22 protein-coding genes and 1 pseudogene are annotated in these 21201 nt (G+C 60.5%); 14 read left to right on the top strand and 9 right to left on the bottom strand.

The window, feature by feature from the left end:
• Positions 1 to 232: 232 nt before the first annotated feature.
• Together PG887_RS00805 and PG887_RS00810 are read right to left on the bottom strand one after the other, a co-directional pair.
• Positions 233 to 412 (bottom strand): annotated as a pseudogene (locus PG887_RS00805) (DJ-1/PfpI family protein); the annotation flags it as partial.
• Positions 413 to 442: 30 nt separating this feature from the next.
• Positions 443 to 1390, bottom strand: coding sequence for a ketopantoate reductase family protein (locus tag PG887_RS00810; protein WP_128274306.1), 948 nt, complete (start codon positions 1388 to 1390; stop codon positions 443 to 445).
• A gap of 358 nt (positions 1391 to 1748) precedes the next feature.
• Here PG887_RS00810 and PG887_RS00815 point away from each other — a divergent pair, with 358 nt between their 5' ends.
• Positions 1749 to 2231, top strand: a complete 483-nt coding sequence (locus PG887_RS00815; protein WP_010673357.1) for a YajQ family cyclic di-GMP-binding protein — start codon at positions 1749 to 1751, stop codon at positions 2229 to 2231.
• A gap of 103 nt (positions 2232 to 2334) precedes the next feature.
• On the opposite strand, the gene PG887_RS00820 is transcribed toward PG887_RS00815, so the two are convergent.
• The 6 genes from PG887_RS00820 to PG887_RS00845 all read right to left on the bottom strand — a co-directional run bounded on the left by PG887_RS00820 (position 2335) and on the right by PG887_RS00845 (position 7563).
• Complete coding sequence (locus PG887_RS00820; protein WP_041211271.1) at positions 2335 to 3177, bottom strand: nucleoside-specific channel-forming Tsx family protein; 843 nt, start codon at positions 3175 to 3177, stop codon at positions 2335 to 2337.
• Positions 3178 to 3333: 156 nt separating this feature from the next.
• Complete coding sequence (locus PG887_RS00825) at positions 3334 to 4737, bottom strand: AmpG family muropeptide MFS transporter (RefSeq protein WP_442866327.1); 1404 nt, start codon at positions 4735 to 4737, stop codon at positions 3334 to 3336.
• Between the two features lie 85 nt (positions 4738 to 4822).
• On the bottom strand, positions 4823 to 5152 hold the full coding sequence (locus PG887_RS00830; RefSeq protein WP_042864276.1) for a hypothetical protein: 330 nt from the start codon (positions 5150 to 5152) through the stop codon (positions 4823 to 4825).
• 114 nt (positions 5153 to 5266) lie between these two features.
• A complete protein-coding gene (locus PG887_RS00835; RefSeq protein ID WP_010673361.1) occupies positions 5267 to 5818 on the bottom strand; it encodes a peptidylprolyl isomerase in 552 nt (183 codons plus the stop codon).
• A 14-nt stretch (positions 5819 to 5832) separates the two neighbouring features.
• The gene (locus tag PG887_RS00840; RefSeq protein ID WP_039040711.1) at positions 5833 to 6405 is read right to left on the bottom strand and encodes a YajG family lipoprotein; all 573 of its coding nucleotides are present in this window, start codon (positions 6403 to 6405) and stop codon (positions 5833 to 5835) included.
• A 24-nt stretch (positions 6406 to 6429) separates the two neighbouring features.
• A complete protein-coding gene (locus PG887_RS00845) occupies positions 6430 to 7563 on the bottom strand; it encodes a methyltransferase (protein WP_270821007.1) in 1134 nt (377 codons plus the stop codon).
• A 207-nt stretch (positions 7564 to 7770) separates the two neighbouring features.
• Here PG887_RS00845 and PG887_RS00850 point away from each other — a divergent pair, with 207 nt between their 5' ends.
• The 9 genes from PG887_RS00850 to nqrM all read left to right on the top strand — a co-directional run bounded on the left by PG887_RS00850 (position 7771) and on the right by nqrM (position 15596).
• Positions 7771 to 8079 (top strand): BolA family protein, encoded by a 309-nt coding sequence (locus PG887_RS00850; protein WP_010673364.1) that lies wholly within the window; start codon positions 7771 to 7773, stop codon positions 8077 to 8079.
• Between the two features lie 419 nt (positions 8080 to 8498).
• Positions 8499 to 9842: a Na(+)-translocating NADH-quinone reductase subunit A gene (locus PG887_RS00855; RefSeq protein WP_270821008.1), complete on the top strand. Its 1344-nt coding sequence runs from the start codon at positions 8499 to 8501 to the stop codon at positions 9840 to 9842.
• A 3-nt stretch (positions 9843 to 9845) separates the two neighbouring features.
• The gene (locus PG887_RS00860) at positions 9846 to 11075 is read left to right on the top strand and encodes an NADH:ubiquinone reductase (Na(+)-transporting) subunit B (RefSeq protein WP_010673367.1); all 1230 of its coding nucleotides are present in this window, start codon (positions 9846 to 9848) and stop codon (positions 11073 to 11075) included.
• The gene (locus PG887_RS00865) at positions 11065 to 11853 is read left to right on the top strand and encodes a Na(+)-translocating NADH-quinone reductase subunit C (RefSeq protein ID WP_029313922.1); all 789 of its coding nucleotides are present in this window, start codon (positions 11065 to 11067) and stop codon (positions 11851 to 11853) included. Before PG887_RS00860 ends, PG887_RS00865 begins: the two co-directional genes overlap by 11 nt.
• Complete coding sequence (locus PG887_RS00870) at positions 11846 to 12478, top strand: NADH:ubiquinone reductase (Na(+)-transporting) subunit D (protein ID WP_005303545.1); 633 nt, start codon at positions 11846 to 11848, stop codon at positions 12476 to 12478. Before PG887_RS00865 ends, PG887_RS00870 begins: the two co-directional genes overlap by 8 nt.
• Positions 12479 to 12481: 3 nt before the next feature.
• Positions 12482 to 13078 (top strand): NADH:ubiquinone reductase (Na(+)-transporting) subunit E, encoded by a 597-nt coding sequence (nqrE, locus tag PG887_RS00875; protein ID WP_005303538.1) that lies wholly within the window; start codon positions 12482 to 12484, stop codon positions 13076 to 13078.
• A gap of 17 nt (positions 13079 to 13095) precedes the next feature.
• Entirely contained in the window at positions 13096 to 14319 is a 1224-nt protein-coding gene (gene nqrF, locus PG887_RS00880) for an NADH:ubiquinone reductase (Na(+)-transporting) subunit F (protein ID WP_010673369.1), read from the top strand.
• Positions 14320 to 14322: 3 nt separating this feature from the next.
• Positions 14323 to 15360: an FAD:protein FMN transferase gene (locus PG887_RS00885; protein WP_029313924.1), complete on the top strand. Its 1038-nt coding sequence runs from the start codon at positions 14323 to 14325 to the stop codon at positions 15358 to 15360.
• An 11-nt stretch (positions 15361 to 15371) separates the two neighbouring features.
• Positions 15372 to 15596 carry a (Na+)-NQR maturation NqrM gene (gene nqrM, locus PG887_RS00890; RefSeq protein ID WP_010673371.1) on the top strand — a complete coding sequence of 75 codons (225 nt, stop codon included), beginning with the start codon at positions 15372 to 15374 and terminating at the stop codon, positions 15594 to 15596.
• A gap of 81 nt (positions 15597 to 15677) precedes the next feature.
• Here the strand turns inward: nqrM and PG887_RS00895 are convergent, their stop codons facing one another.
• Entirely contained in the window at positions 15678 to 15890 is a 213-nt protein-coding gene (locus PG887_RS00895; protein ID WP_270821009.1) for a hypothetical protein, read from the bottom strand.
• A gap of 190 nt (positions 15891 to 16080) precedes the next feature.
• Between PG887_RS00895 and dinB the strand changes: the two genes are divergently transcribed.
• The 4 genes from dinB (at position 16081) to PG887_RS00915 (ending at position 21191) form a co-directional block, all read left to right on the top strand.
• Positions 16081 to 17133: a DNA polymerase IV gene (gene dinB / locus PG887_RS00900; RefSeq protein ID WP_270821010.1), complete on the top strand. Its 1053-nt coding sequence runs from the start codon at positions 16081 to 16083 to the stop codon at positions 17131 to 17133.
• A gap of 67 nt (positions 17134 to 17200) precedes the next feature.
• Positions 17201 to 19336 carry a methyl-accepting chemotaxis protein gene (locus PG887_RS00905; protein WP_270821011.1) on the top strand — a complete coding sequence of 712 codons (2136 nt, stop codon included), beginning with the start codon at positions 17201 to 17203 and terminating at the stop codon, positions 19334 to 19336.
• A gap of 286 nt (positions 19337 to 19622) precedes the next feature.
• A complete protein-coding gene (locus PG887_RS00910; protein ID WP_029313926.1) occupies positions 19623 to 20543 on the top strand; it encodes a transcriptional regulator GcvA in 921 nt (306 codons plus the stop codon).
• A 12-nt stretch (positions 20544 to 20555) separates the two neighbouring features.
• Complete coding sequence (locus PG887_RS00915; RefSeq protein ID WP_270821012.1) at positions 20556 to 21191, top strand: alpha/beta fold hydrolase; 636 nt, start codon at positions 20556 to 20558, stop codon at positions 21189 to 21191.
• Positions 21192 to 21201: the final 10 nt, after the last annotated feature.

The following is a 21201-nucleotide window of genomic DNA, read 5'->3' on the forward strand; positions in this document are numbered from 1 at the left end:
TTGGCAGACATAGGCTCTTCCCTGGCAAAAGGGAGAGCGTATCAAAGGTTTTTAAATCAATGCGTTAAGGATGATTCCGGTGAATGTGAACAGTGATTCCGGGATGTTGAACACTGTTTCCGGAAAGGAGGGGCGAAGTGTTCAGGTTGAACCGGAATGAGCGTTCACATTGGTCCGGAAATGGTGTTCACGTTGAATCGGAATTGGTGTTCATGATCGGCCGGAATATGCACAGCTCGTCGAGATGGCAATCCGCCACCAGTTGCACCCCGCGAGAGGCGCGGATCTGGCGCGCTCCGGTGGGGCAACAGGAGGCCAGCACCACATCGATGCCACCTCGAACCAGGGTATCGACGATGGCAACCGTCTCTATCTCTTCCGACCCGGGGGCCACCAGTACCAGTACGCTCATCTTGCACTCCTTGCTTGCCAGCTGCTCTGCTCAGCGCTTCTCTTTGATGGCCTGATAGAGACCCTGATTGACCGGCACCGCGATACCGTGAAGGGCGGCCTTGTTCAGCAGGAAGCCGGTGATGGCCTCGATCTCGGTCTCGCGGCCCTGTTCCATGTCCTGATACATGGAAGAGTAATTGTCGGCGGTGAGCTCCACCACCATCATGACACGGCGTAGCAGCTCTTCGCTGCCGGTAGGCTGACTTTCGGCCCGCATGACGTCAGCCACTTCCACGCAGATTTGCTGCAGGGCATCGGCAAAACGCGGACCGGCCAATTCGCCGTTCTTGAGCTTATAGAGCGCGGTGAGGGGATTGATGGCGCAGTTGACGGCGAGTTTCTGCCACTGGCGTGTCAGGATCTGCTCATCCCAACCGGCCTGACCCAGGGCGCTGGCCAGCTCGTCGGCGAGGTGGGCATGGGCACGGGCCGCTTCGTTGATTGGGCCCAGCCAGGTCTCCCCCTTGCCGGTGTGGCGGAACACGAAGTGGCCGCTCTGCATGGCGCCATGGCTGGTGACGCCGGCGATCACCGGATTGTCGGGGAAGAGTGCGACCACCTGATCGGCGATCCCCATGCCGTTGTGCAGCAGCACGATGGGCACTCCTGCCGCCAGTTGCCCGACCAGAGGAGTGAGGGCCGATATCACCTGCCCCGCTTTGGTCATCACCAGCAGGCGTTTGATGCAGCCCGGCTTGTCGATGAAGGCGCGTTCGATGGCCAGGAGCTGGGTATGCCCCTCAAGGGAGGTAAAGTCGACGCCGGGGTGCAAGGTGGCACGATGGCGCTCGCGCAGCAGGAGGCGGGTTGCTTGGCCGCTTTGGGTCAACAGGGAGGCGAAGACGCCGCCCAGGGCGCCACAGCCCAGCAAGGTCCACTCGGGAGAGACAGGGTGACGGCGTGTTTTCAGGTTGTTGTCGCGTAATCCGCTTGGCATGAAGAGGCTCGATCATGGGAAGGGCTGCCATCCTGTCAACCGCCAACCCGGGATAAGGGAAGATGTCGCTTGGTGAATACCTGGAACTGGTGCATGAGCTGGTTGCCGGGTCGTGCTCAAGGTTCATGCACAGCCAGGGAGCCTCATGTATGCATGACCATACGGGTTCCTGGGCTGCACTTCACCGAGTGTCGGACCTCTCGCGACCGCTCCTGGACGGGTTCTAACGGGTCTCACCATTCCTGTGCGCAGGGGATTCTAGCAGAGCAATCCCATCGAAATCAGCAAATTTGCCCGTTTTCTGGTAGATTTGCCCACCTGTCAGCACAACCTGAAGTACAGCATGAGGAGCCCGGCTATGCCGTCATTCGATATTGTCTCTGAAGTCAAAATGAACGAGGTGTTGAACGCCGTTGATAACGCCAACCGTGAACTGGCGACCCGTTTCGATTTTCGTGGTGTGGAAGCCAGCTTCGAATTGAACAAGGAAGAAGTGAAGCTGGAAGCCGACGCCGATTTTCAGCTCAAGCAGATGGTCGAGATCCTGCGTGGCGCCCTGCTCAAGCGCCAGATCGAGAACAGTTCCATGGACGTGGGTGACAGCGTCCACTCCGGCAAGCGTTTCCACCTGACCGTGAAGTTCAAGCAGGGGATCGACAAGGAAGTGGCCAAGAAGCTGGTGAAGCTCATCAAGGATTCCAAGATCAAGGTGCAGGCCGCCATCCAGGGCGACGAGGTGCGGGTCACCGGCAAGAAGCGCGACGATCTGCAAGAGACCATGGCGCTGGTGCGTGGCGCCGAACTGGGCCAGCCGATGCAGTTCCAGAACTTCCGCGATTGATGGCGAACGGGGAGGGCGCGGCTCTCCCCCCACTGCCAGCATGAGGGCATAAAAAAACCGGAGCAGCTGCTCCGGTTTTTTTGTGTCCGTGTGACGAGTTCGATTAGAACTTGTAGGTCACGGAGAAGTAGTGGCTGAAGCCAGAGCTCTTCCACGGGGTACCGTCGTAGGCGGTGGAACCGTCTTTGGTGCCGTAGGCATCCATGAAGTACTTCAGGCCGTAACCGACGGCGTAGCGGTCGGAGTGCCAGTAGATACCGTGGAAGGTAGCCAGGTTGTCGCTGGTACGGTCAGCACGGTTGTGGGTGTCCAAGTCGAAGGCGTAGTCCAGGTAACCCTGATAGGAGACGAAGCTTCCGTTGCTGAAGGTGTAGAAAGGCTTGAACCAGTTCATGGCGAACCAGTAACCGTTCCACTCACCCTCTTCTTCGGTGAAGAACTGGTTTTCGGTGGCGTGACGAGCATACAGGTTCATGCCCACTTTGCCGAACCAAGGCACTTGTACATCAGCACCCAGACCGATCATGTTTTCCATCTGGTTGTCGCCGATGTTGTTCAGAGAGGCGATGTAAACCTCTTGCACCGGACCGAAGGAGAGATCTTTACCAGTCAGCGCATCCAGAGACATACGCGGCGCAAACTTCATGAACAGGTTCTGACCCTTGTGCTTGTCGCTGTGACGGGAGTCGAAGATATCGAAGACGTCGACGTAACCGTACAGGTCAAACAGGCCGGAGCGACCACCGAATTCCATTTCGAAGTAGGTGTCGTTGTAATCTTCAGCACCTGCAGTGAAAGGACGTTGGTCGATGGTGTGCATCACGTTGAACTGCATCCACTTGTAGTCGTTCTTGTGGATGTCGCCGCTGTAGTCGGCAGCGAAGGCCGGAGTGGCGGAGGCAGCCAGCAGACCGGCAGCGATCAGAGTCTTGGTAAATTTGGCCATTTTATTGGTCTCTTGTGCGTTAGTTGAGGTTTTCCGTAGCCTGCCCACAAGGAGCGGGAGGGATTCTAGCCAAATAAATTCAACGGATAAACAAGCACCAGGGAACTTTGTCAGGATTTGTGAATCTAATCACCCCCTAAAATGCGCAAACGCTTGCTATTTGTGCGTTTGTGGTGACAAGGTGCTGCCTCGTTTGGCAACCATGATGATCAGGATCATCACCGGAATACCGAGCAGACTGGTGCCGATGAAGAAGTGGCTGTAGCCGATCTGCTCCACTACCCGGCCGGAAAAACCCGCCAGCAACTTGGGCAGCAACAGCATGATGGAGCTGAACAGGGCGTACTGGGTGGCGGAGAAGGCGACGTTGGTGAGACTCGAGAGATAGGTCACAAACGCAGCCGTGGCGATGCCGGCGCTGAGGTTGTCCAGCGAGATGATCAGGGTCAGCAGCTCCAGGTTGTGGCCCACTTCGTTGAGGAGAGCGAACAGCAGGTTGGTGCTGGCGGTCAGCACGGCGCCGAGGAACAGGATGCGCAGGGTGCCAAAGCGCATCACCAGCACGCCCCCGAGCGCGGCCCCCACCAGCGTCATGATGATGCCATAGACCTTGGTGATGGTGGCCACTTCCGTCTTGCTGAACTGCAGATCCACATAGAAGCTGTTGGACATCACCCCCATCACCACGTCCGAGATGCGATAGCAGGCGATAAGCCCCAGGATCAGCAGGGCCGAGGAGCCGTAGCGGCGGAAGAAGTCGGCGAAGGGGCACCAGATGGCCTCGTAGGTCCAGGCCCCCAGCCCGGCCAGCGTGGGTGACCAACCCCGTGCCAGCAGGGTAGCCTTGCGCGCCATCTGCTGCTCGTCCTGACTCTTGAGATCGATCTGCGGCTCGTGACTCATCAGGGTGGTGAGGATGCCAAGAGACATCAGCCCTCCCATCAGCAGATAGGTGAGCTGCCAGCCGCGATAGTCATAGCCGCTGTTGCTGCCGAGCCAGGCCGCCAGCGCAAGCGCCCCCGCTCCCGCCATGATCATGGCGAGTCGATACCCCGTCATATAGGACGCGGCCATGGCCGCCTGCAGCCGCTCGGGAGCGGATTCGATGCGATAGGCGTCGATGACGATGTCCTGGGTGGCAGAGGAGAAGGCCACCAGCAGGGCGAAGAGGGCCAGCTGGGCGAGCTGGGTCTTGGGATCGCAATAGGCCATCCCCGCCAGGGAGAGGGCGATCAGCACCTGGGAGAACAGCATCCAGCTGCGTCGTCGCCCAAGCAGCCGTGACAGCAGGGGCAGGGGCAGCCGATCCACCAGGGGCGACCACAGCCACTTGAAACCGTAGGCCAGCGCTACCCAGCTCATGTAACCGATGTCGGTCAGGCTGACATCCGCCTCGCGCAGCCAGAACGAGAGGGTGCCAAAGACCAGCAGCAAGGGCAGGCCGGAGGAGAATCCCATGGCGAACAGGATGAGTACCCGCGCTTCCAGATAGACGGCGAGGGCATCTCGCCAGCGGGTGGCGCGGCCCGGTGTGTGGCTGGGCGGGCGGAGATTGTTCAACAGCCTGACTCCTCTGGGAAAAGGGGGTCATTTTGTCAGGTTCGGCAGGCGTAGCCAAGGCAAGCCGAGTGGCGGGCGGCAGGTTTCAGGGGCGCGAGCCGATGCAGTGGTGCGGGCAGGGGCCCTCGTCGGCGAGAAAATTGGCGCAGGCCATGAGTTGCAGGCGCAGCGCGTCATCACAGAGGAGGCGCTGCTCATCCCACAGGTGCAGGCTGTGAAGCAGATGCCAGAACACTCCTTCCTGTGCGTTGGCGGGGGTTTTGTCCATGGGGATCACGCAGAGCGCCTGCCAGTGGGAGAGGAGCTGCCAACTCAAGTCTTCCAGCTGCTGATAGGGAATCTTGCGTGCCAGAAAATGGCGAACCGCCTGGGCCAGCGGGCCGGCGTGTTGGGTTATGTAATCATGACAGGTCACCGGCTCCTCCTTCTGGTTCTGCTCCCCGATGCGTGGCACACATCGGGGAGCAGAGTATAGAAAAAGAGACCGGTGACCCGTTCAGGGACGCGGTGGAATGTGATCCGGGCCGCGTTATTTGTCCGCGAGCAGCACCACTTTCTTCAGGATGATGGGGCTGGTGGGGACGTCGTTGGCACGCAGGATGGAGCTGTAGCCGGTCTGGACCTGGGCCAGTTTGTCCAGCACCTCCATCCCCTTCACGACCTGGCCGAACACGGTGTAACCGGCGCCGGCATTGGCGTTGAGGTTGTCGTTGTCCACCAGATTGAAATAGAACTGGCGAGTGGCGCTGTCGACCGCCTGGGTGCGGGCCATGGCGATGGTGCCGCGCTTGTTGGGCAGGCCGCCTCTGGACTCGTTGACCACGGGATCGAAGGTCGGCAGGGGCTGGAACTGCTGGTTGTAGCCTCCACCCTGCACCACGAAGTTCTGGATCACCCGGTGGAACAGGCTGCCGTCATAGCTGCCGTCTGCCACGTAGCGCAGGAAGTTCTTCACGGTCTGGGGCGCCTGTTTGGGGGCCAGCTCCACGACGATGGTGCCATGGTTGGTCTCCATCTGGACTTTTTGACCGGCAAAAGCCAGGGGGGCGATCAGGGTGACCAGTAACCAGAGTTTCTTCATTTATATATCCTCGCTCAGCTCGGCTGACCCTTGAGATAACCGCGCAGCGCCTCGTCGGCCATGATCTGCTGCAGCACGCTGCCCAGCTGCTGGTTCAGAGTGGATTCCAGATCGGCCATGCTCGGCTCACCCGGGCCCTCCTTGCTGGAGGACATGTTGAACTGCTTGGTCAGCTTGCTGCCCTGGAAGTCCGCAATCACCTGCAGGCTGACGCGGGACTTGGTGACATAGGTGAAGGTCTTCTCTTCCACGGTGACGGCGGCAGTGGAGATGGCCAGCGTCAGGTTGGTGGTGCCGCTGTTGCCCACTTCCAGGCCCTGGCTGCGCAGCCCTTCCGCCAGTTTTTCAGCCAGCAGGCTGTTGAGAGGCTGACTGCTGTTCACCAGCACAGGAGCCTTCTCTTTCTTCTTGATGGAGAAGACATAGGCGGCTTCACGCTTGTCCACCCCTTCCATGGTGATGCGGTTGCCGGAGTAGTACTGCTGGTTGGAGGGGATGACTTGCGGGTTGAGCAGGGCGCTCTCGGGCCAGTGAGTAGCACAACCGCCCAATACCAGAGCGGCCAGCAGCAAGAGTGACTTTTTCATCATGGGTTTCCTTTAGCTTTATCTTTAGCGTTTGATGGCTTTCAAAATAACGAATTTGCTGTTCGACGCAACGACTTGTGCGTTGCCAAACAGGCGCTTGAGTTTGTTGTGATAGTCCAGATGACGGTTGCCTACTATCCAGAGTTCGCCCCCCTGAGGCAACACCCGGTGGGCATCGCTGAACATCTGCCAGGCGATGTGATCGGTGATCGCCTGCAACTGATGGAAGGGGGGATTGCAGAGGATCCTGTCCGCTGCCCCGACGGGAACGTCATCGAGACAGTTGTTGACCATGAAGTGGGCACGGGGCAGGGCATCGGGCAGGTTGTGCTCGACGTTGAGCCGTGCGGACGCTACCGCCATCCGGGATTCGTCGATGAAGGTCACCTCCACCTCGCTGTCGCGCGCCAGCAGGGAGAGCCCGAGCACGCCGTTGCCACATCCCAGATCGATCACCCTGCGGGCACTGTGGATGGGCAGGTTGTCCAGCATGAAGCGGGCGCCGATATCCAGGCTCGTGCGCGAGAACACGTTGGCATGGTTGTGGATGAGCATGTCGGTGCCTTCCAGCGGCCAGACGGTCGGGAAGGGACTGGTCAGGAACGGGCGCTCGACGGCCGGGGTGCAATGAATGAGGCGCGCCTTCTTCCAGGCGAGCGAGGTGCGGGTCTCCCCCAGATACTTCTCGAACAGCTTGAGGGTGGAGGTGTGGATGTCCTTGGCCTTGCCGGCAGCAATGATGCGGGTCGCAGGGGTGACGACCCCGCGCAGGGCAAGCAGTTGCTGCTCCAGCAGCGCCTGATACTTGGAGACCTTGATCACCACCAGGGCGGGGGCATCGGGCAGGGGGGCCAGGGCATCCTGCAGGGTGATGGCGTGGGGATCCAGCCCGTTTTCCGCCAGGTTGGCCAGGGTGGCCCGCTCGCTGATGTGGGAGTCGGTCACGCAGACGGGGGCGTGGGCATGCAGGTAGCCTGCCAGGGCGCCGAAGCCGTCGTTCATGATGATGACGGGGCCGTCAGGTGCCTGCTGCGATTCGGCAAGGTGGCTTATCAGATACTCGTCCGCCGCATCCCAGGCCTGCAGGGGATCCTGGCTCTGCCGTGGGTAACGATACAGGGTCAGGCGGCAGTGGGCCGTGTCGAGCAGGGTTTGCATAGGCAAGAGTCCAACGTGTGATTGATGAATGGCGACCGTCTGCCCCGTGTTGCCCGGCAGCGGTGAAAGTGGCGCTATTCTAGCGGCGGCGGAGAAATTCACCAGTCCGGTGCGGCGAGAGCGAGCGGATCCTTCGTACCTGATGCATCGGGCGCACAACCCTGGCTACAATGGCCGGATATTCAACGAGGAGTCCTTACCGTGAGCATGCAACAACAGATAGAGGCCAAGCTGGCCGCCGCGCTCTCCCCGAGCCACCTGGAAGTGATCAATGAAAGCTACATGCACAGGGTGGCACCGGGCTCCGAAAGCCACTTCAAGGTAGTCGTGGTGAGCCAGGCGTTTGAGGGACAGCGTTTGCTGGGGCGCCATCGTCAGGTGAACGGGGTGCTGGCCGACGAGCTGGCGGGAGCCATTCATGCATTGGCGCTGCATACCTATACCGAATCCGAGTGGCAGGCCCGGGAGCAGGCGCCAAAGACGCCGGGTTGCGTCAGCAAATCCCCCTTTGCGTGAGCCGTTGGACCTTCTGATGGCGCCTTCCTCGGGCCATTAACAGCGCTATCACGAATGGTGTGCCGCCAGGGATGAGGGGTGTAGCATTATTTTTTCTAATCCTTTTCCTTATGTTTGAAAAATACCTCTATATGGTTAGTTTTGCGAAAAGTCCTTTAAAACCACGGTTTGCAAGGACGTGCGCGAAATATTCAGTGAAGGTTAATTTTGTGATAGGGCGGGGATTTTCCCCATTTGGCGTGGCGGCTAACTCGCCTAAGGTGGTAAACTCAGGCGCTTTTGAATGATCCTGTATGTTGCTGATTTGTTTATTTCTTCGACAGCTTTCCGCGATGTTGACGGGCTCATTCAACAACTCGTCGTGATGTATTTCTCGGCGCTAACCAACCTGTCTTCCCTTAACGGTAGTGCAAGTGAGTATGATTACAATTAAAAGAGGACTGGACATCCCCGTGCTGGGTGCTCCGGAGCAAGTAATCTACGATGGCCCGGCCATCACCCGTGTTGCTACACTCGGCGAAGAGTTCGTGGGGATGCGTCCTACTATGTTTGTCAAAGTAGGTGATCGCGTCATTAAAGGTCAGGAGCTCTTCGAAGATAAGAAGAATCCCGGCGTTAAATTCACGGCCCCTGCCACCGGTGTGGTTTCTGAGATCAACCGTGGTGCCAAGCGTGTTCTCCAGTCCGTCGTCATCGACATTGATGGGTCCGACGAGCAGGTGACCTTTGAGCATTTTGCCTCCGCCGAGCTGGCACAGCTCGAGCGCAGCAAGGTGCAGGAGATCCTGGTCGCATCAGGCCAATGGACCGCGCTGCGTACCCGCCCGTTCAGCAAGGTGCCGGCCGTGGGCTCCACCCCGCGCTCCATCTTCGTCACCGCCATGGACACCAACCCGCTGGCCGCCAGTGCGGAGCTGATCATCAAGGAACAGGCCCAGGCCTTCCTCGACGGTCTGGCCGTGCTGACCCGCCTGACCGATGGTACCGTCCACGTCTGCAAGGGCGAAGCCAGCCTGCCGCACTCCTCCCTGGCCCAGGTCAAGGAAGCCGTGTTCGTCGGTCCGCATCCCGCCGGTCTGCCGGGCACTCACATCCACTTCCTGGATCCGGTCGGTGCCAACAAGGTGCAGTGGCACATCAACTATCAGGACGTGATCGCTTACGGCAAGCTGTTCACCACCGGCCAGATCTTTACCGACAAGGTGATCTCCCTGGCTGGCCCGAACGTCATCAAGCCGCGTCTGCTGCGTACCCGTCTGGGTGCCAGCCTCAGCCAGCTGACCAACAACGAGCTGCGTGCGGACGAAAACCGCATCATCTCCGGTTCCCTGCTGAGCGGTGCCAAGGCCGAAGGGGTCCATGACTACCTGGGTCGCTTCCACAACCAGGTGAGCGTGCTGGGCGAAGGCCGTGAGAAAGAGTTCATGGGCTGGGTCAAACCCAGTGCCAACAAGTTCTCCATCACCCGTACCACCCTCTCTCACCTGATGAAGGGCAAACTCATCAACTTCACTACCACCACCAACGGTAGTGATCGCTCCATGGTGCCTATCGGCAACTATGAGCGTGTGATGCCGCTCGACATCCTGCCGACCCTGCTGCTGCGGGATCTGATCTCCGGTGATACCGACAGCGCGCAGGCGCTCGGCTGCCTGGAGCTGGATGAGGAAGATTTGGCGCTCTGTACCTTCGTCTGCCCCGGCAAGACAGAGTACGGCCCCGTCTTGCGTGAGTGCCTGACCAAGATCGAACTGGAAGGTTAAGCGATGAGTTTCAAGCAACTTCTTGAAAATATGGAACATCACTTCGAGCCGGGTGGCAAGTACGCCAAGTACTATGCCCTGTTCGAAGCGGCGTACACCCTGTTTTATACCCCGGGTTCCGTGACCCGCAATGCCGCCCATGTCCGTGATGCGATCGATCTGAAGCGCATGATGATCATGGTGTGGCTGGCTGTGTTCCCGGCCATGTTCTGGGGCATGTACAACGTCGGCAACCAGTCTATCGCCGCTATCGCCCACATGGGCAGCGCGGCCGGTGCCGATTCCTGGCAATACGCCCTGGCCACCCTGTTCGGTGCCTCGCTGGATCCGGCCGTCGCCGGCATCGGCAGCAAGATGCTGATCGGTGCGGCGCACTTCTTCCCGATCTACATCACCGTCTTCATCGTCGGTGGTTTCTGGGAAGTGTTGTTCGCCATGGTGCGCAAGCACGAGATCAACGAAGGCTTCTTCGTGACCTCCATCCTGTTCGCCCTGATCGTGCCGCCCGAGCTGCCCCTGTGGCAAGCTGCCCTGGGTATCACCTTCGGTGTGGTGCTGGCCAAGGAAGTGTTCGGTGGTACCGGCAAAAACTTCCTGAACCCGGCGTTGGCGGGTCGTGCCTTCCTGTTCTTCGCCTACCCGGGTCAAATCTCCGGTGATGCGGTCTGGGTTGCCGTTGACGGCTTCTCCGGCGCAACCGCACTGAGCCAGTGGGCCCAGGGCGGCCAGATGGCGCTGATCAACGGTGCCACCGGTGAAGCCATCAGCTGGATGGATGCCTTCCTTGGCAACCTGCCCGGTTCCATCGGTGAAGTTTCCACCCTGATGATCCTCATCGGCGCAGCCATGATCGTCTATATGCGCATCGCCTCCTGGCGCATCATCGCCGGCGTCATGGTCGGCATGGTCGCGACCTCCCTGCTGTTCAACGTCATCGGTTCCGATACCAACCCCATGTTCAGCATGCCGTGGCACTGGCACCTGGTGTTGGGTGGCTTCGCGTTCGGCATGGCCTTCATGGCGACCGACCCCGTTTCCGCTGCCTTCACCAACAAGGGCAAGTGGTGGTATGGCGCCCTGATCGGCGTGATGGTGGTGCTGATCCGGGTAGTGAACCCCGCCTTCCCGGAAGGCATGATGCTGGCCATTCTGTTCGCCAACCTGTTTGCCCCCTTGTTTGACCATTTCGTGGCGCAGGCGAACATCAAGCGGAGGATCGCACGTGGCGTTTAATAAAGACTCTACTACCGGCACCCTCGCCGTAGTGACCGGTCTGTGTCTGGTCTGCTCCATCGTGGTCTCCGTGGCTGCCGTGGGTCTGCGTCCGGCCCAGCTGGAAAACAAGGCACTGGACAAGCAAAGCAACATCCTGTCCGTCGCCGGCGTCGACATCAGCGCCGTGGCCAAGCGTGATCTGGCCCAGCTCTATGGCGACAAGATTGAAGCGCGTCTGGTGGATCTGACCAGCGGTGAGTTCGTTGACGGCGACGCCGACAACTTCGACACCAAAGTCGCCGCCAAGGATCCGGCCAAGAGCATCCGTCTGGCCCCGGCCGACGACAAGGCCGGCCTGCGTCAGATCTCCAAGCTGGTTCCCGTGTTCTTCGCGAAAGATGCCGAAGGCAAGGTCGACAACATCATCCTGCCGATCTACGGCCAGGGTCTGTGGTCCACCATGTATGCCTTCGTAGCGGTCGCGGCCGACGGTCAGACCATCAAGGGCATCACCTACTATGACCACGGTGAAACCCCGGGTCTGGGTGGCGAGATCGAGAACCCGGCCTGGCGCGAACTGTTCGTCGGCAAGAAGCTGTTCGACCAGAACGGTCAGCCTGCGCTGCGGGTGATCAAGGGCCATGCTCCGGCTGGTTCCGAGCATGAAATCGACGGCCTGTCTGGTGCAACCCTGACCGGTAATGGTGTACAGCACACCTTCGACTTCTGGATGGGCCCCAAGGGCTTCGGTCCCTTCCTGGCCAAGGTACGTGCAGGAGAAATCAACAATGGCTGACAAGAGCGAAATGAAAAAGTTGCTGTTGACGCCTGTGCTCGGCAACAACCCCATCGCACTGCAGGTGCTGGGTGTCTGTTCCGCGCTGGCCGTTACCAGCCAGATGAAGACGGCGTTCGTGATGACGCTGGCCGTTACCGCGGTCACCGCCTTCTCCAACCTGTTCATCTCCCTGATCCGCAACCAGATCCCGAACAGCGTGCGGATCATCGCCCAGATGGCGGTGATTGCCTCGCTGGTTATCGTGGTTGACCAGGTGCTCAAGGCGTATGCCTATGACATCTCCAAGCAACTGTCGGTGTTCGTCGGCCTCATCATCACCAACTGTATCGTGATGGGTCGTGCCGAAGCCTACGCCATGAAGAGTGCCCCGCTGCCCTCCTTCCTGGACGGTATCGGCAACGGTCTGGGTTATGGCGCCGTGCTGCTGACCGTGGCCACCGTGCGCGAGATCCTGGGTTCCGGCACCTGGTTCGGCATCGAGCTGCTGCCGCTGGTGAACAATGGTGGCTGGTATGTGCCCAACGGCCTGCTGCTGCTGCCGCCGAGTGCGTTCTTCATCATTGGTCTGATCATCTGGGGCGTGCGCACCAAGGATCCCAAGCAGGTGGAGGCGAAGGATTAAGGTATGGAACACTATATCAGTCTGTTGATTCGCTCGATCTTCATCGAGAACCTGGCGCTCTCCTTCTTCTTGGGGATGTGTACCTTCCTGGCGGTGTCCAAGAAGGTCAAGACCGCCATGGGCCTGGGGATTGCCGTTATCGTGGTTCAGACCGTTGCCGTCCCGGCCAACAACCTGATCTACAACTACGTGCTTAAAGACGGTGCCCTGGTATCCGGTCTGGATCTGAGTTTCCTGAGCTTCATCACCTTCATCGGGGTGATCGCGGCCCTGGTACAGATCCTGGAGATGGCCCTGGACAAGTACTTCCCGGCCCTCTACAACGCCCTCGGTATCTTCCTGCCGCTCATCACCGTGAACTGCGCCATCTTCGGCGGCGTCTCCTTCATGGTGCAGCGTGACTACAACTTCGTTGAGTCCGTGGTCTATGGCGTGGGTTCGGGTGCAGGCTGGATGCTGGCCATCGTCGCGATGGCAGGGATCCGTGAGAAGATGAAATATTCCGATGTTCCGGAAGGCCTGCGTGGCCTTGGCATCACCTTCATCACCGCGGGTCTGATGGCGCTGGGCTTCATGTCCTTCTCTGGTATTTCCCTGTAATCGGAAAGGAAATATAGATGGAAATTATTCTGGGTGTGGTCATGTTCACCGTGATCCTGCTGGCCTTGGTGGCAGTCATTCTGTTCGCCAAGTCCAAGCTGGTGACCGCCGGTGACGTGACAATCAGCATCAACGGCGACCCGGCCAAGGCTGTGACCAGCCCGGCGGGTGGCAAGCTGCTTGGCGTGCTCGCCGGCAGTGGTATCTTCGTCTCCTCCGCCTGTGGCGGCGGCGGCTCCTGTGGTCAGTGCAAGGTGCGTGTGAAATCCGGCGGCGGCGACATCCTGCCGACCGAGCTGGATCACATCAGCAAGGGCGAAGCCCGTCATGGCGAGCGTCTGGCCTGCCAGGTCACCGTCCGCTCCGACATGGACATCGAGCTGCCGGAAGAGATCTTCGGCGTGAAGAAGTGGGACTGTACCGTCATCTCCAATGACAACAAGGCCACCTTCATCAAGGAGCTCAAGCTGCAGATCCCGGATGGCGAGAGCGTGCCGTTCCGCGCCGGTGGTTATATCCAGATCGAAGCGCCTGCCCACCACGTGCAGTACAAGAACTTTGATATTCCCGAGGAGTATCGTGGCGACTGGGATCGCTTCAAGATCTTCGAGCTGGAGTCCAAGGTCAACGAGCCGATCATCCGTGCCTACTCCATGGCGAACTATCCGGAAGAGTTCGGCATCATCATGCTGAACGTGCGGATCGCAACCCCGCCTCCCAGCAACTGGACTGCCCCTCCCGGCCAGATGTCTTCCTACATCTTCAGCCTGAAGGCCGGTGACAAGGTGACCATCTCCGGTCCGTTCGGCGAGTTCTTCGCCAAGGACACCGACGCCGAAATGGTGTTCGTCGGTGGTGGTGCGGGTATGGCGCCGATGCGCTCCCACATCTTCGACCAGCTGCGCCGTCTGAAGACCAAGCGCAAGATGAGCTTCTGGTACGGTGCCCGTTCCAAGCGCGAGATGTTCTATGTCGAAGACTTCGACATGCTGCAGGCCGAGAACGACAACTTCCAGTGGCACGTCGCCCTGTCCGATCCGCAACCGGAAGACAACTGGGATGGCTACACCGGCTTCATCCACAACGTGTTGTTCGAGAACTACCTCAAGAACCACGAGGCGCCTGAGGATTGCGAGTTCTACATGTGCGGGCCTCCCGTGATGAACGCCGCCGTCATCAACATGCTGAAAAACCTCGGTGTTGAAGACGAGAACATCCTGCTGGATGACTTCGGTGGTTAATCCATGCACAGCGTTGTAAAGACCTGGCTAGCCTTCGGGCTAGCCTTTTTCTTGACTGGGTGCGGTCAGGAAACGGTCCAATCGAAGCCGGAGATCCACATCACCGGCAGCACCATGGGTACCTACTACTCCATCAAGGTGGCAGATAGCGCTGTTCAGGATGCCGCCAGGCTGCAAGCCGAGGTTGACGTCTTGCTGGAGCGGGTCAACGATCAGATGTCGACCTATCGCCCGGATTCCGAGCTGTCACGCTTCAACCAGCACAAGAGCAATACCCCTGTGGTGGTTTCCCGCGATACCGCGCGGGTGGTGACCGAGGCCATTCACATTGGCCGCGAGAGCCGCGGGGCGCTGGACGTCACCGTCGGTCCTCTGGTCAATCTGTGGGGCTTTGGGCCGGATGCCAGACCGACCAAGGTGCCGTCCGACGAGCTGATCGCCCAGACCCGGCAGAAGACGGGCCTTGGCAATCTGCATGTGATAACCTCTGCCGATGCCGATACCCTGCAAAAGGACATCCCGGACCTCTACGTGGATCTCTCCGCCATTGCCAAGGGGTTTGGCGTGGACAAGGTGGCCGAGTACCTGGAGTCCCAGGGGGCGCGCAACTATCTGGTTGAGATCGGCGGCGAGCTGCGCATCAACGGTGTCAACGGCAAGGGGCATCCCTGGCGTGTCGCCATCGAGAAGCCGACCGTCAATGCCGGTTCCGTACAGGAGGTGATTCTGCCCGGTGACAACGGGGTGGCCACCTCGGGCGAGTACCGCAACTATTACGAGCTGGACGGCAAGCGCTTCTCTCACACCATGGATCCGCTGACGGGCAAGCCCATCCAGCACCGCCTGGTGTCGGTGACCGTCATCCACCCCTCCTGCATGACTGCAGACGGGTTGGCGACCGTGTTCATGGTCATGGGGCCGGAGAAGAGCCTGGCCTATGCCAAGGAACGGGGGCTGGCCATCTTCACCATCACCAAGACGGATGACGGGTTCGAAGAGGCCTATTCGGATGCCTTCAAACCATATCTGGTCAAGAAGTAAGGGGTAACTACATGCAGATCTTTCTGATCACCTTCGGGGTGTTTCTGATGGTCGTGGTGGCCATGGCCATCGGCTACATTTTCCAGCGCAAGTCCATCTCCGGCTCCTGTGGCGGCCTGGGTTCCATCGGGATCGAGAAGGAGTGCGACTGCCCCGAGCCTTGCGACAACCGCAAGAAGAAGATGGCCAAGGAAGAGGCCCGTCGCAAGATGCTGGTGGACAACCGCATCATCTAACGGCGGATATCGCTCTGAAGGCAGCCTTGCAACGAAACGAGCCGACCCCTGGGTCGGCTCGTTTTTATAAGTGGCATGGGGTCAGTAGTCATATTGGCTGCACGACTTTGCTTTGAACTCTTTCTTTCGCTTTGCCAGCTCCTCCCTGGTGCCCAGTTCATCCCCCTGCCTGATGGCGGCTTCCAGTATCTCGATGCGCTCGTACAACCAGCTGCACTCGGCCGTCGGGTGATCCTTGGCCATGGTCGCCAGCGGCAACAGCAGCAGGCAGAGCCCCGCCCGGATGATGCTCATGCTCTCCTCCTTGAGTCTCGTGTGGATGTGACCCTGAGAGTCTATGCCGCCGCGTCCGCTCGCAGACTGGTAGAAATGACAGGGCTGGGGTAGCATGAGTCAATAAACTGGTTATCCATACAGTGGTGTCGCCGGCAGGCCGCCCCGCCCGTGGCCATATGGCCGGCATCGACACGACAACAGACCCGACATGCGAAAGATCATTCACATCGACATGGACTGCTTCTTCGCCGCGGTGGAGATGCGGGACAACCCGGCCCTGCGGGACGTGCCGCTCGCCATCGGCAGCGCCGCCGATCGGCGCGGCGTCATCTCGACCTGCAACTATGTGGCGCGCCGTTTCGGGGTGCGATCCGCCATGCCGAGCGCCCTGGCCAGGAAGCTCTGCCCCCCGCTGGTGCTGATCCCCGGGCGGATGGCCGTCTACAAGGAGACCTCCCGCCAGCTGCAAGCCATCTTTAGGCGCTACACCGAGCAGGTGGAGCCGCTCTCCCTCGATGAGGCCTACCTCGATGTGACGATGAGCCCCCACTGCGGTGGCAGCGCCACCCTGATGGCGGCGGAGATCCGTGCCGCCATCAGCGCCGAGCTTGGGTTGACTGCCTCGGCCGGTGTGGCGCCGAACAAGTTTCTGGCCAAGCTCGCCTCCGAGCAGCGCAAGCCTGATGGCCTGTTCGTCATCCGCCCCCAGGAGGTGGACGAGTTCGTGCGCCAGCTCCCCCTTGGCAAGCTGCCCGGCATCGGCCGCAAGACGGCAGAGCGGCTGGAGTCCCTCGGGCTGTATTCGTGCGAAGATGCCCGCCAGCTCGGCAACGAGGAGCTGATCGCCCGTTTCGGCAAGCTCGGGGAGATGCTGGCCGGCCGCATCTGGGGGCATGACGATCAGCCGGTGCAGGCCAGGCGGGTGCGCAAGAGCATCGGTGTGGAGACGACGCTCGCCAGCGACGTGCTGGACGAGGACGCCTGCTGGCAGGTGCTTAGCCGGCTCATTCCCGAGCTGGAGCAGCGTTTTGCCAAGGCCTGCCCTGCGGAGATGCTGATGGGGCAGGGGATCAAGCTGAAGTTTGCCGATTTTCACCAGACCACCGTTTATCGCAAGGGGAGTTATCAGGCGGCCCGCTTCCACGATCTGCTGCACGAGGGACTGCAACGGGCTCAAGGAAAGCCCATTCGCCTGCTCGGTCTGGTCGTTGGTTTGCCCGGAGCGGGTGAAATCAATCAATTAAGCCTGGATTTCTGCTGATTTAGTTAAGTTTTTGTATCCAAAACCGATATAGTGTTCACATCTGTAGACGTTAGGAAATAGTGGCATGAGTTCTCTTTCTGTTCAGGGACGGATCACCCTGATCGCCGGTTGCTGTCTGCTGGCCAGTGCCGTCGCGCTGGTGGCTTCTTCTCTTTTCAACGCGGCCCGCATGCAGGAGCAGGTGCTCACCTCCACCACCCTGGAGGGGCAGCACGCGGCAGAAAACTGGATGCAGGCCATGGGAGCGACCCAGGCAGCCCGGGTGACCAGCTACCTCGATGAGGCTTACTTCAGGGCGACCCTGCTTGCCGAGGGTATCTTGTTCCAGCGCAAGAACGCGGCCGACAACTTCGTTCACTCCGAGGCGCTGCGCAATGCCGTCAACCAGCAGTTGCAGGATGCGGCGGAGTCGTCAGCGAACCTGCTCGGTGTCTATGCGGTATTCGAACCCAACCAGCTCGACGGGGAGGATGACAACTATCAGGGGTCGACGGCGCTCGGGGCCAACGACAAGGGGCGTTTCTCCAGCTATTGGGCCAGGGTCGATGGCAAGGTGACCCTGGAGGTGATGGACGAGGCGATACTGGCCAACGACAAGCCCTCCGGACACGGCGGCCTTGAGAACGACTGGTACAGTTGCAGCATCCGCAGCAAGGCGCTCTGTCTGCTCGAACCCTATGTGGACGAGGTGGGGACCCAGCAGGTGTTGATGACCTCGGTAACCGTGCCGCTGCTGGACCAGGGCTCCCTGCTTGGCATGGTGGGGGTCGACATCTCCCTGGGGACCCTGCAGAGCCTGGTGGAAGAGATGGGCCGGACCCTCTACAAGGGGCAGGGCAAGGTGCTTCTGCTCAGCAGTGAAGGGCGGGTGGCCGGCGTGGAAGGGTTCCCCGTCGCCCTTGGCAATCTGCTGGAGCAGCAAGGGCTGGCGCAGGATCTCAAGGGGTGGCTGACCAAGGGAGATGTGGTGACGCGCTGGAGCCCGGATGGCGCACTGTTGCAGACCTTCGTGCCGGTCAGCATGCGCGGTACGGATCGCAAGTGGGGCACCTATATCGAGCTGCCCCGCGCCGTGGTGCTCGCCTCGGCCCTGCAACTGCAAGGGGAGCTTGAGGATCAGGCCCAGCGCAGCGTGGCCACCCAGCTCACCATAGGTGGCGGGATTTCGGCGCTCGCCCTGCTCTGCATCTGGCTGATGGCCCAGCGCATCGTGGCGCCCATCCGCGCCGTGGTGGCACGCCTCAAGGACATCGCCAGCGGGGAGGGGGATCTCACCCAGCGCATCGATCTGCGCAGGGATGACGAGATAGGCGAGCTGGCCAAGTGGTTCAACAAGTTTCTGGACAAGCTGCAGTCCACCATCAGCGAGGTGATCGACACCGTTGCGGGCACTCGGGCCAGTGCGGCCCTGGCGGCGCAAGGGGCAGCCCGTACCAGCGCCGGCATGCAGTCCCAGTATCAGGAGGTGGATCTGGTGGCGACCGCGTTTGAAGAGTTGAGCGCTACCGCCCTGCAGGTCGCTGGCAATGCCAATGCGGCGGTGGCGGCGGCCGATGAGGCCGACACGGCGGCCCAGGAGGGCAAGTCCGTGGTGGCGCAGACCCAGGAGGCCATGTCCAGACTGATGACGGTGATAAGCGATGCCAAACCAGTGGTGGAGCACCTCTCTGCCAACAGCGACAACATCAACGACATCCTGGTGGTGATCCAGGGGATTGCCGAGCAGACCAACCTGCTGGCTCTGAACGCGGCCATCGAGGCGGCCCGAGCCGGTGAGCAGGGGCGCGGTTTTGCGGTGGTCGCCGACGAGGTGCGCAACCTGGCGGGCCGAACCCAGAACGCCATCGTCGAGATCCAGAACCTCATCGGCCAGTTGCAGTCAGGGACGGAGGCGGTGGTGAAGGCGATCCTGACCGGTCATCACCAGGCGGATCTGACCCTCACCAAGGTGGAGCTGTCGGTCAGCGTGCTGGAGCAGATCATCCAGGCGGTCGGCACCATCCACCAGATGAACGAGCAGATCGCGAGGGCCGCGCAGGAGCAGAGCGGAGTGGCGGACGAGATCAATCGCAACGTCAGCAACATTCGCGATGTGAGCCATACCATTCGGGCGGAAGCGGCGACCTCCGCCGACAACGGGCGCGAGCTGTCGCAACTGGCGGACAAGCAGCAGCAACTGGTGGGCCAGTTCCGGGTGTAGGGGAGGATAAGAAAAAAGGCGCCATCCAACCGGAGGCGCCAAACACATTCAGATGACAGACTGGGTTAAATCGACCTGATTTAGCCCTTCTTCCCGCAGAGGAAGAAACACAACACCACAATCACTGTCGACTCACTCACAAAAACCACATGTAAACCAACATGGAAGAGAAGGTGTGAGCCATATGACAACGAATTGCGTGGCGAATTATGTTTATTCACTGGTCGACCCGCAACCGACAATTTATAATGCGCCCCATTAGAAAAATTCATCGTCGGCCGATTCCATGTCTCGTCGTTTACCTCCGCTCAATGCACTGAAAGCGTTTGAAGCCGCGGCTCGTCACTTGAGCTTTACCCGCGCAGCAGAAGAGCTGTTCGTGACCCAGGCAGCCATCAGCCACCAGATCAAGGCGCTGGAGGAGTATCTCGGCATCAAGCTGTTTCGCCGCAAGAATCGCTCCCTGCTACTGACCGAGGAGGGGCAGAGCTACTTCCTCGATATCAAGGACATCTTTGCCTCCATCTCCGAGGCGACTGACAAGCTGCTGGCCCGCAGCGCCAAGGGGGCGCTCACCGTCTCCCTGCAGCCGAGCTTCGCCATCCAGTGGCTGGTGCCCCGACTGGTCAAGTTCAGCGAACGCCACCCGGACATCGATGTGCGGATCAAGGCGGTGGACATGGACGAGGGCTCCCTCACCGACGACGTGGACGTGGCCATCTACTACGGCCGCGGCAACTGGCCGGGGCTGCGCTCGGACAAGCTGCACACCGAGTACCTGATCCCGGTCTGCTCCCCCCTGCTGCTGACCGGCCCCAAGCCCCTGCGCACCCCGGACGATCTGACCCGTCACACCCTGCTGCACGACACCTCCCGGCGCGACTGGAAGGCCTGGTTCCGCCAGCTCGATATCGACGCGCCCAATGTCAATCAGGGGCCCATCTTCAGCCACTCCACCATGGTGATCCAGGCGGCGATCCACGGTCAGGGGGTGGCGCTCGGCCACAGCGTGCTGGCCCAGCCGGAGATCGAGGCGGGGCGTCTCATCTGCCCGTTCGAGCAGGTGCTGGTGAGCAAGAACGCTTTCTATCTGGTGTGTCAGGAGCAGCAGTCCGATCAGGGCAAGATAGTGGCTTTTCGCGACTGGATGCTGGAACTGGTGGAGCAGGAAGAGGCCCGCAGGCGTGCCCGCCTTGCCGATGCCTGAGGAGTTGACCTGGTGACTGACCTGACAAGAGAGGGGGCGAGTGACGCCCCCGTTCGCATTCTGCTTGCCCACGGCGCGGGGGCGGGCATGGAGCACAGCTTCCTGGCCGAGTTGTCGCGACTGCTGGCGGGGCCGGAGATCGAGGTGGTGCGCTTCAACTTCCCCTACATGACCAAACGGGCTCAGGACGGCAAACGCAGGCCGCCGGACAGACAACCCGTGCTGCTGGCTCACTGGCGCGAGATGGTGCGCCAGTTTGCCCATCCCCGGCTGTTTCTGGCGGGCAAGTCCATGGGGGGAAGGATGGCGGCCGAGCTGTTTTGCGAGGGGGGCGACGAGATGGATGCTGCAGGATTGATCGTTCTCGGGTATCCTTTCCACCCCCCGGCCAAGCCCGACGCATGGCGGGGCGAGGTGCTCAAGCTGATCACGACGCCCACGCTGCTGCTGCAGGGGGAGCGCGATACCTTCGGTTCCCGCGCCGAGCTGGCCGATTTCCCCTTCTCACCCGCCGTATCGGTCCACTGGCTGACCGACGGGGATCATGGTTTCAAACCGAGAAAGGCGAGCGGCATGAGTGAGCAGGAGAACCTGCGCCTGGGTGCGGAGCGGATCAAGGGTTTTATCGCGGCGGTGGGCCGCTCCTGACCATCTCGAG

It is taken from the genome of Aeromonas sp. QDB14, assembly GCF_027707845.1.
GTDB classification, from domain to species: Bacteria; Pseudomonadota; Gammaproteobacteria; order Enterobacterales; family Aeromonadaceae; genus Aeromonas; species Aeromonas caviae.

Coding starts and splice junctions, on each gene's coding strand:
- PG887_RS00810 (WP_128274306.1), bottom strand. CDS start 1,390: ATGCCAAGCGGATTACGCGACAACAACCTGAAAACACGCCGTCACCCT.
- PG887_RS00815 (WP_010673357.1), top strand. CDS start 1,749: ATGCCGTCATTCGATATTGTCTCTGAAGTCAAAATGAACGAGGTGTTG.
- PG887_RS00820 (WP_041211271.1), bottom strand. CDS start 3,177: ATGGCCAAATTTACCAAGACTCTGATCGCTGCCGGTCTGCTGGCTGCC.
- PG887_RS00835 (WP_010673361.1), bottom strand. CDS start 5,818: ATGAAGAAACTCTGGTTACTGGTCACCCTGATCGCCCCCCTGGCTTTT.
- PG887_RS00840 (WP_039040711.1), bottom strand. CDS start 6,405: ATGAAAAAGTCACTCTTGCTGCTGGCCGCTCTGGTATTGGGCGGTTGT.
- PG887_RS00845 (WP_270821007.1), bottom strand. CDS start 7,563: ATGCAAACCCTGCTCGACACGGCCCACTGCCGCCTGACCCTGTATCGT.
- PG887_RS00850 (WP_010673364.1), top strand. CDS start 7,771: ATGCAACAACAGATAGAGGCCAAGCTGGCCGCCGCGCTCTCCCCGAGC.
- PG887_RS00855 (WP_270821008.1), top strand. CDS start 8,499: ATGATTACAATTAAAAGAGGACTGGACATCCCCGTGCTGGGTGCTCCG.
- PG887_RS00860 (WP_010673367.1), top strand. CDS start 9,846: ATGAGTTTCAAGCAACTTCTTGAAAATATGGAACATCACTTCGAGCCG.
- PG887_RS00870 (WP_005303545.1), top strand. CDS start 11,846: ATGGCTGACAAGAGCGAAATGAAAAAGTTGCTGTTGACGCCTGTGCTC.
- nqrE (WP_005303538.1), top strand. CDS start 12,482: ATGGAACACTATATCAGTCTGTTGATTCGCTCGATCTTCATCGAGAAC.
- nqrF (WP_010673369.1), top strand. CDS start 13,096: ATGGAAATTATTCTGGGTGTGGTCATGTTCACCGTGATCCTGCTGGCC.
- PG887_RS00885 (WP_029313924.1), top strand. CDS start 14,323: ATGCACAGCGTTGTAAAGACCTGGCTAGCCTTCGGGCTAGCCTTTTTC.
- nqrM (WP_010673371.1), top strand. CDS start 15,372: ATGCAGATCTTTCTGATCACCTTCGGGGTGTTTCTGATGGTCGTGGTG.
- PG887_RS00895 (WP_270821009.1), bottom strand. CDS start 15,890: ATGAGCATCATCCGGGCGGGGCTCTGCCTGCTGCTGTTGCCGCTGGCG.
- dinB (WP_270821010.1), top strand. CDS start 16,081: ATGCGAAAGATCATTCACATCGACATGGACTGCTTCTTCGCCGCGGTG.
- PG887_RS00905 (WP_270821011.1), top strand. CDS start 17,201: ATGAGTTCTCTTTCTGTTCAGGGACGGATCACCCTGATCGCCGGTTGC.
- PG887_RS00910 (WP_029313926.1), top strand. CDS start 19,623: ATGTCTCGTCGTTTACCTCCGCTCAATGCACTGAAAGCGTTTGAAGCC.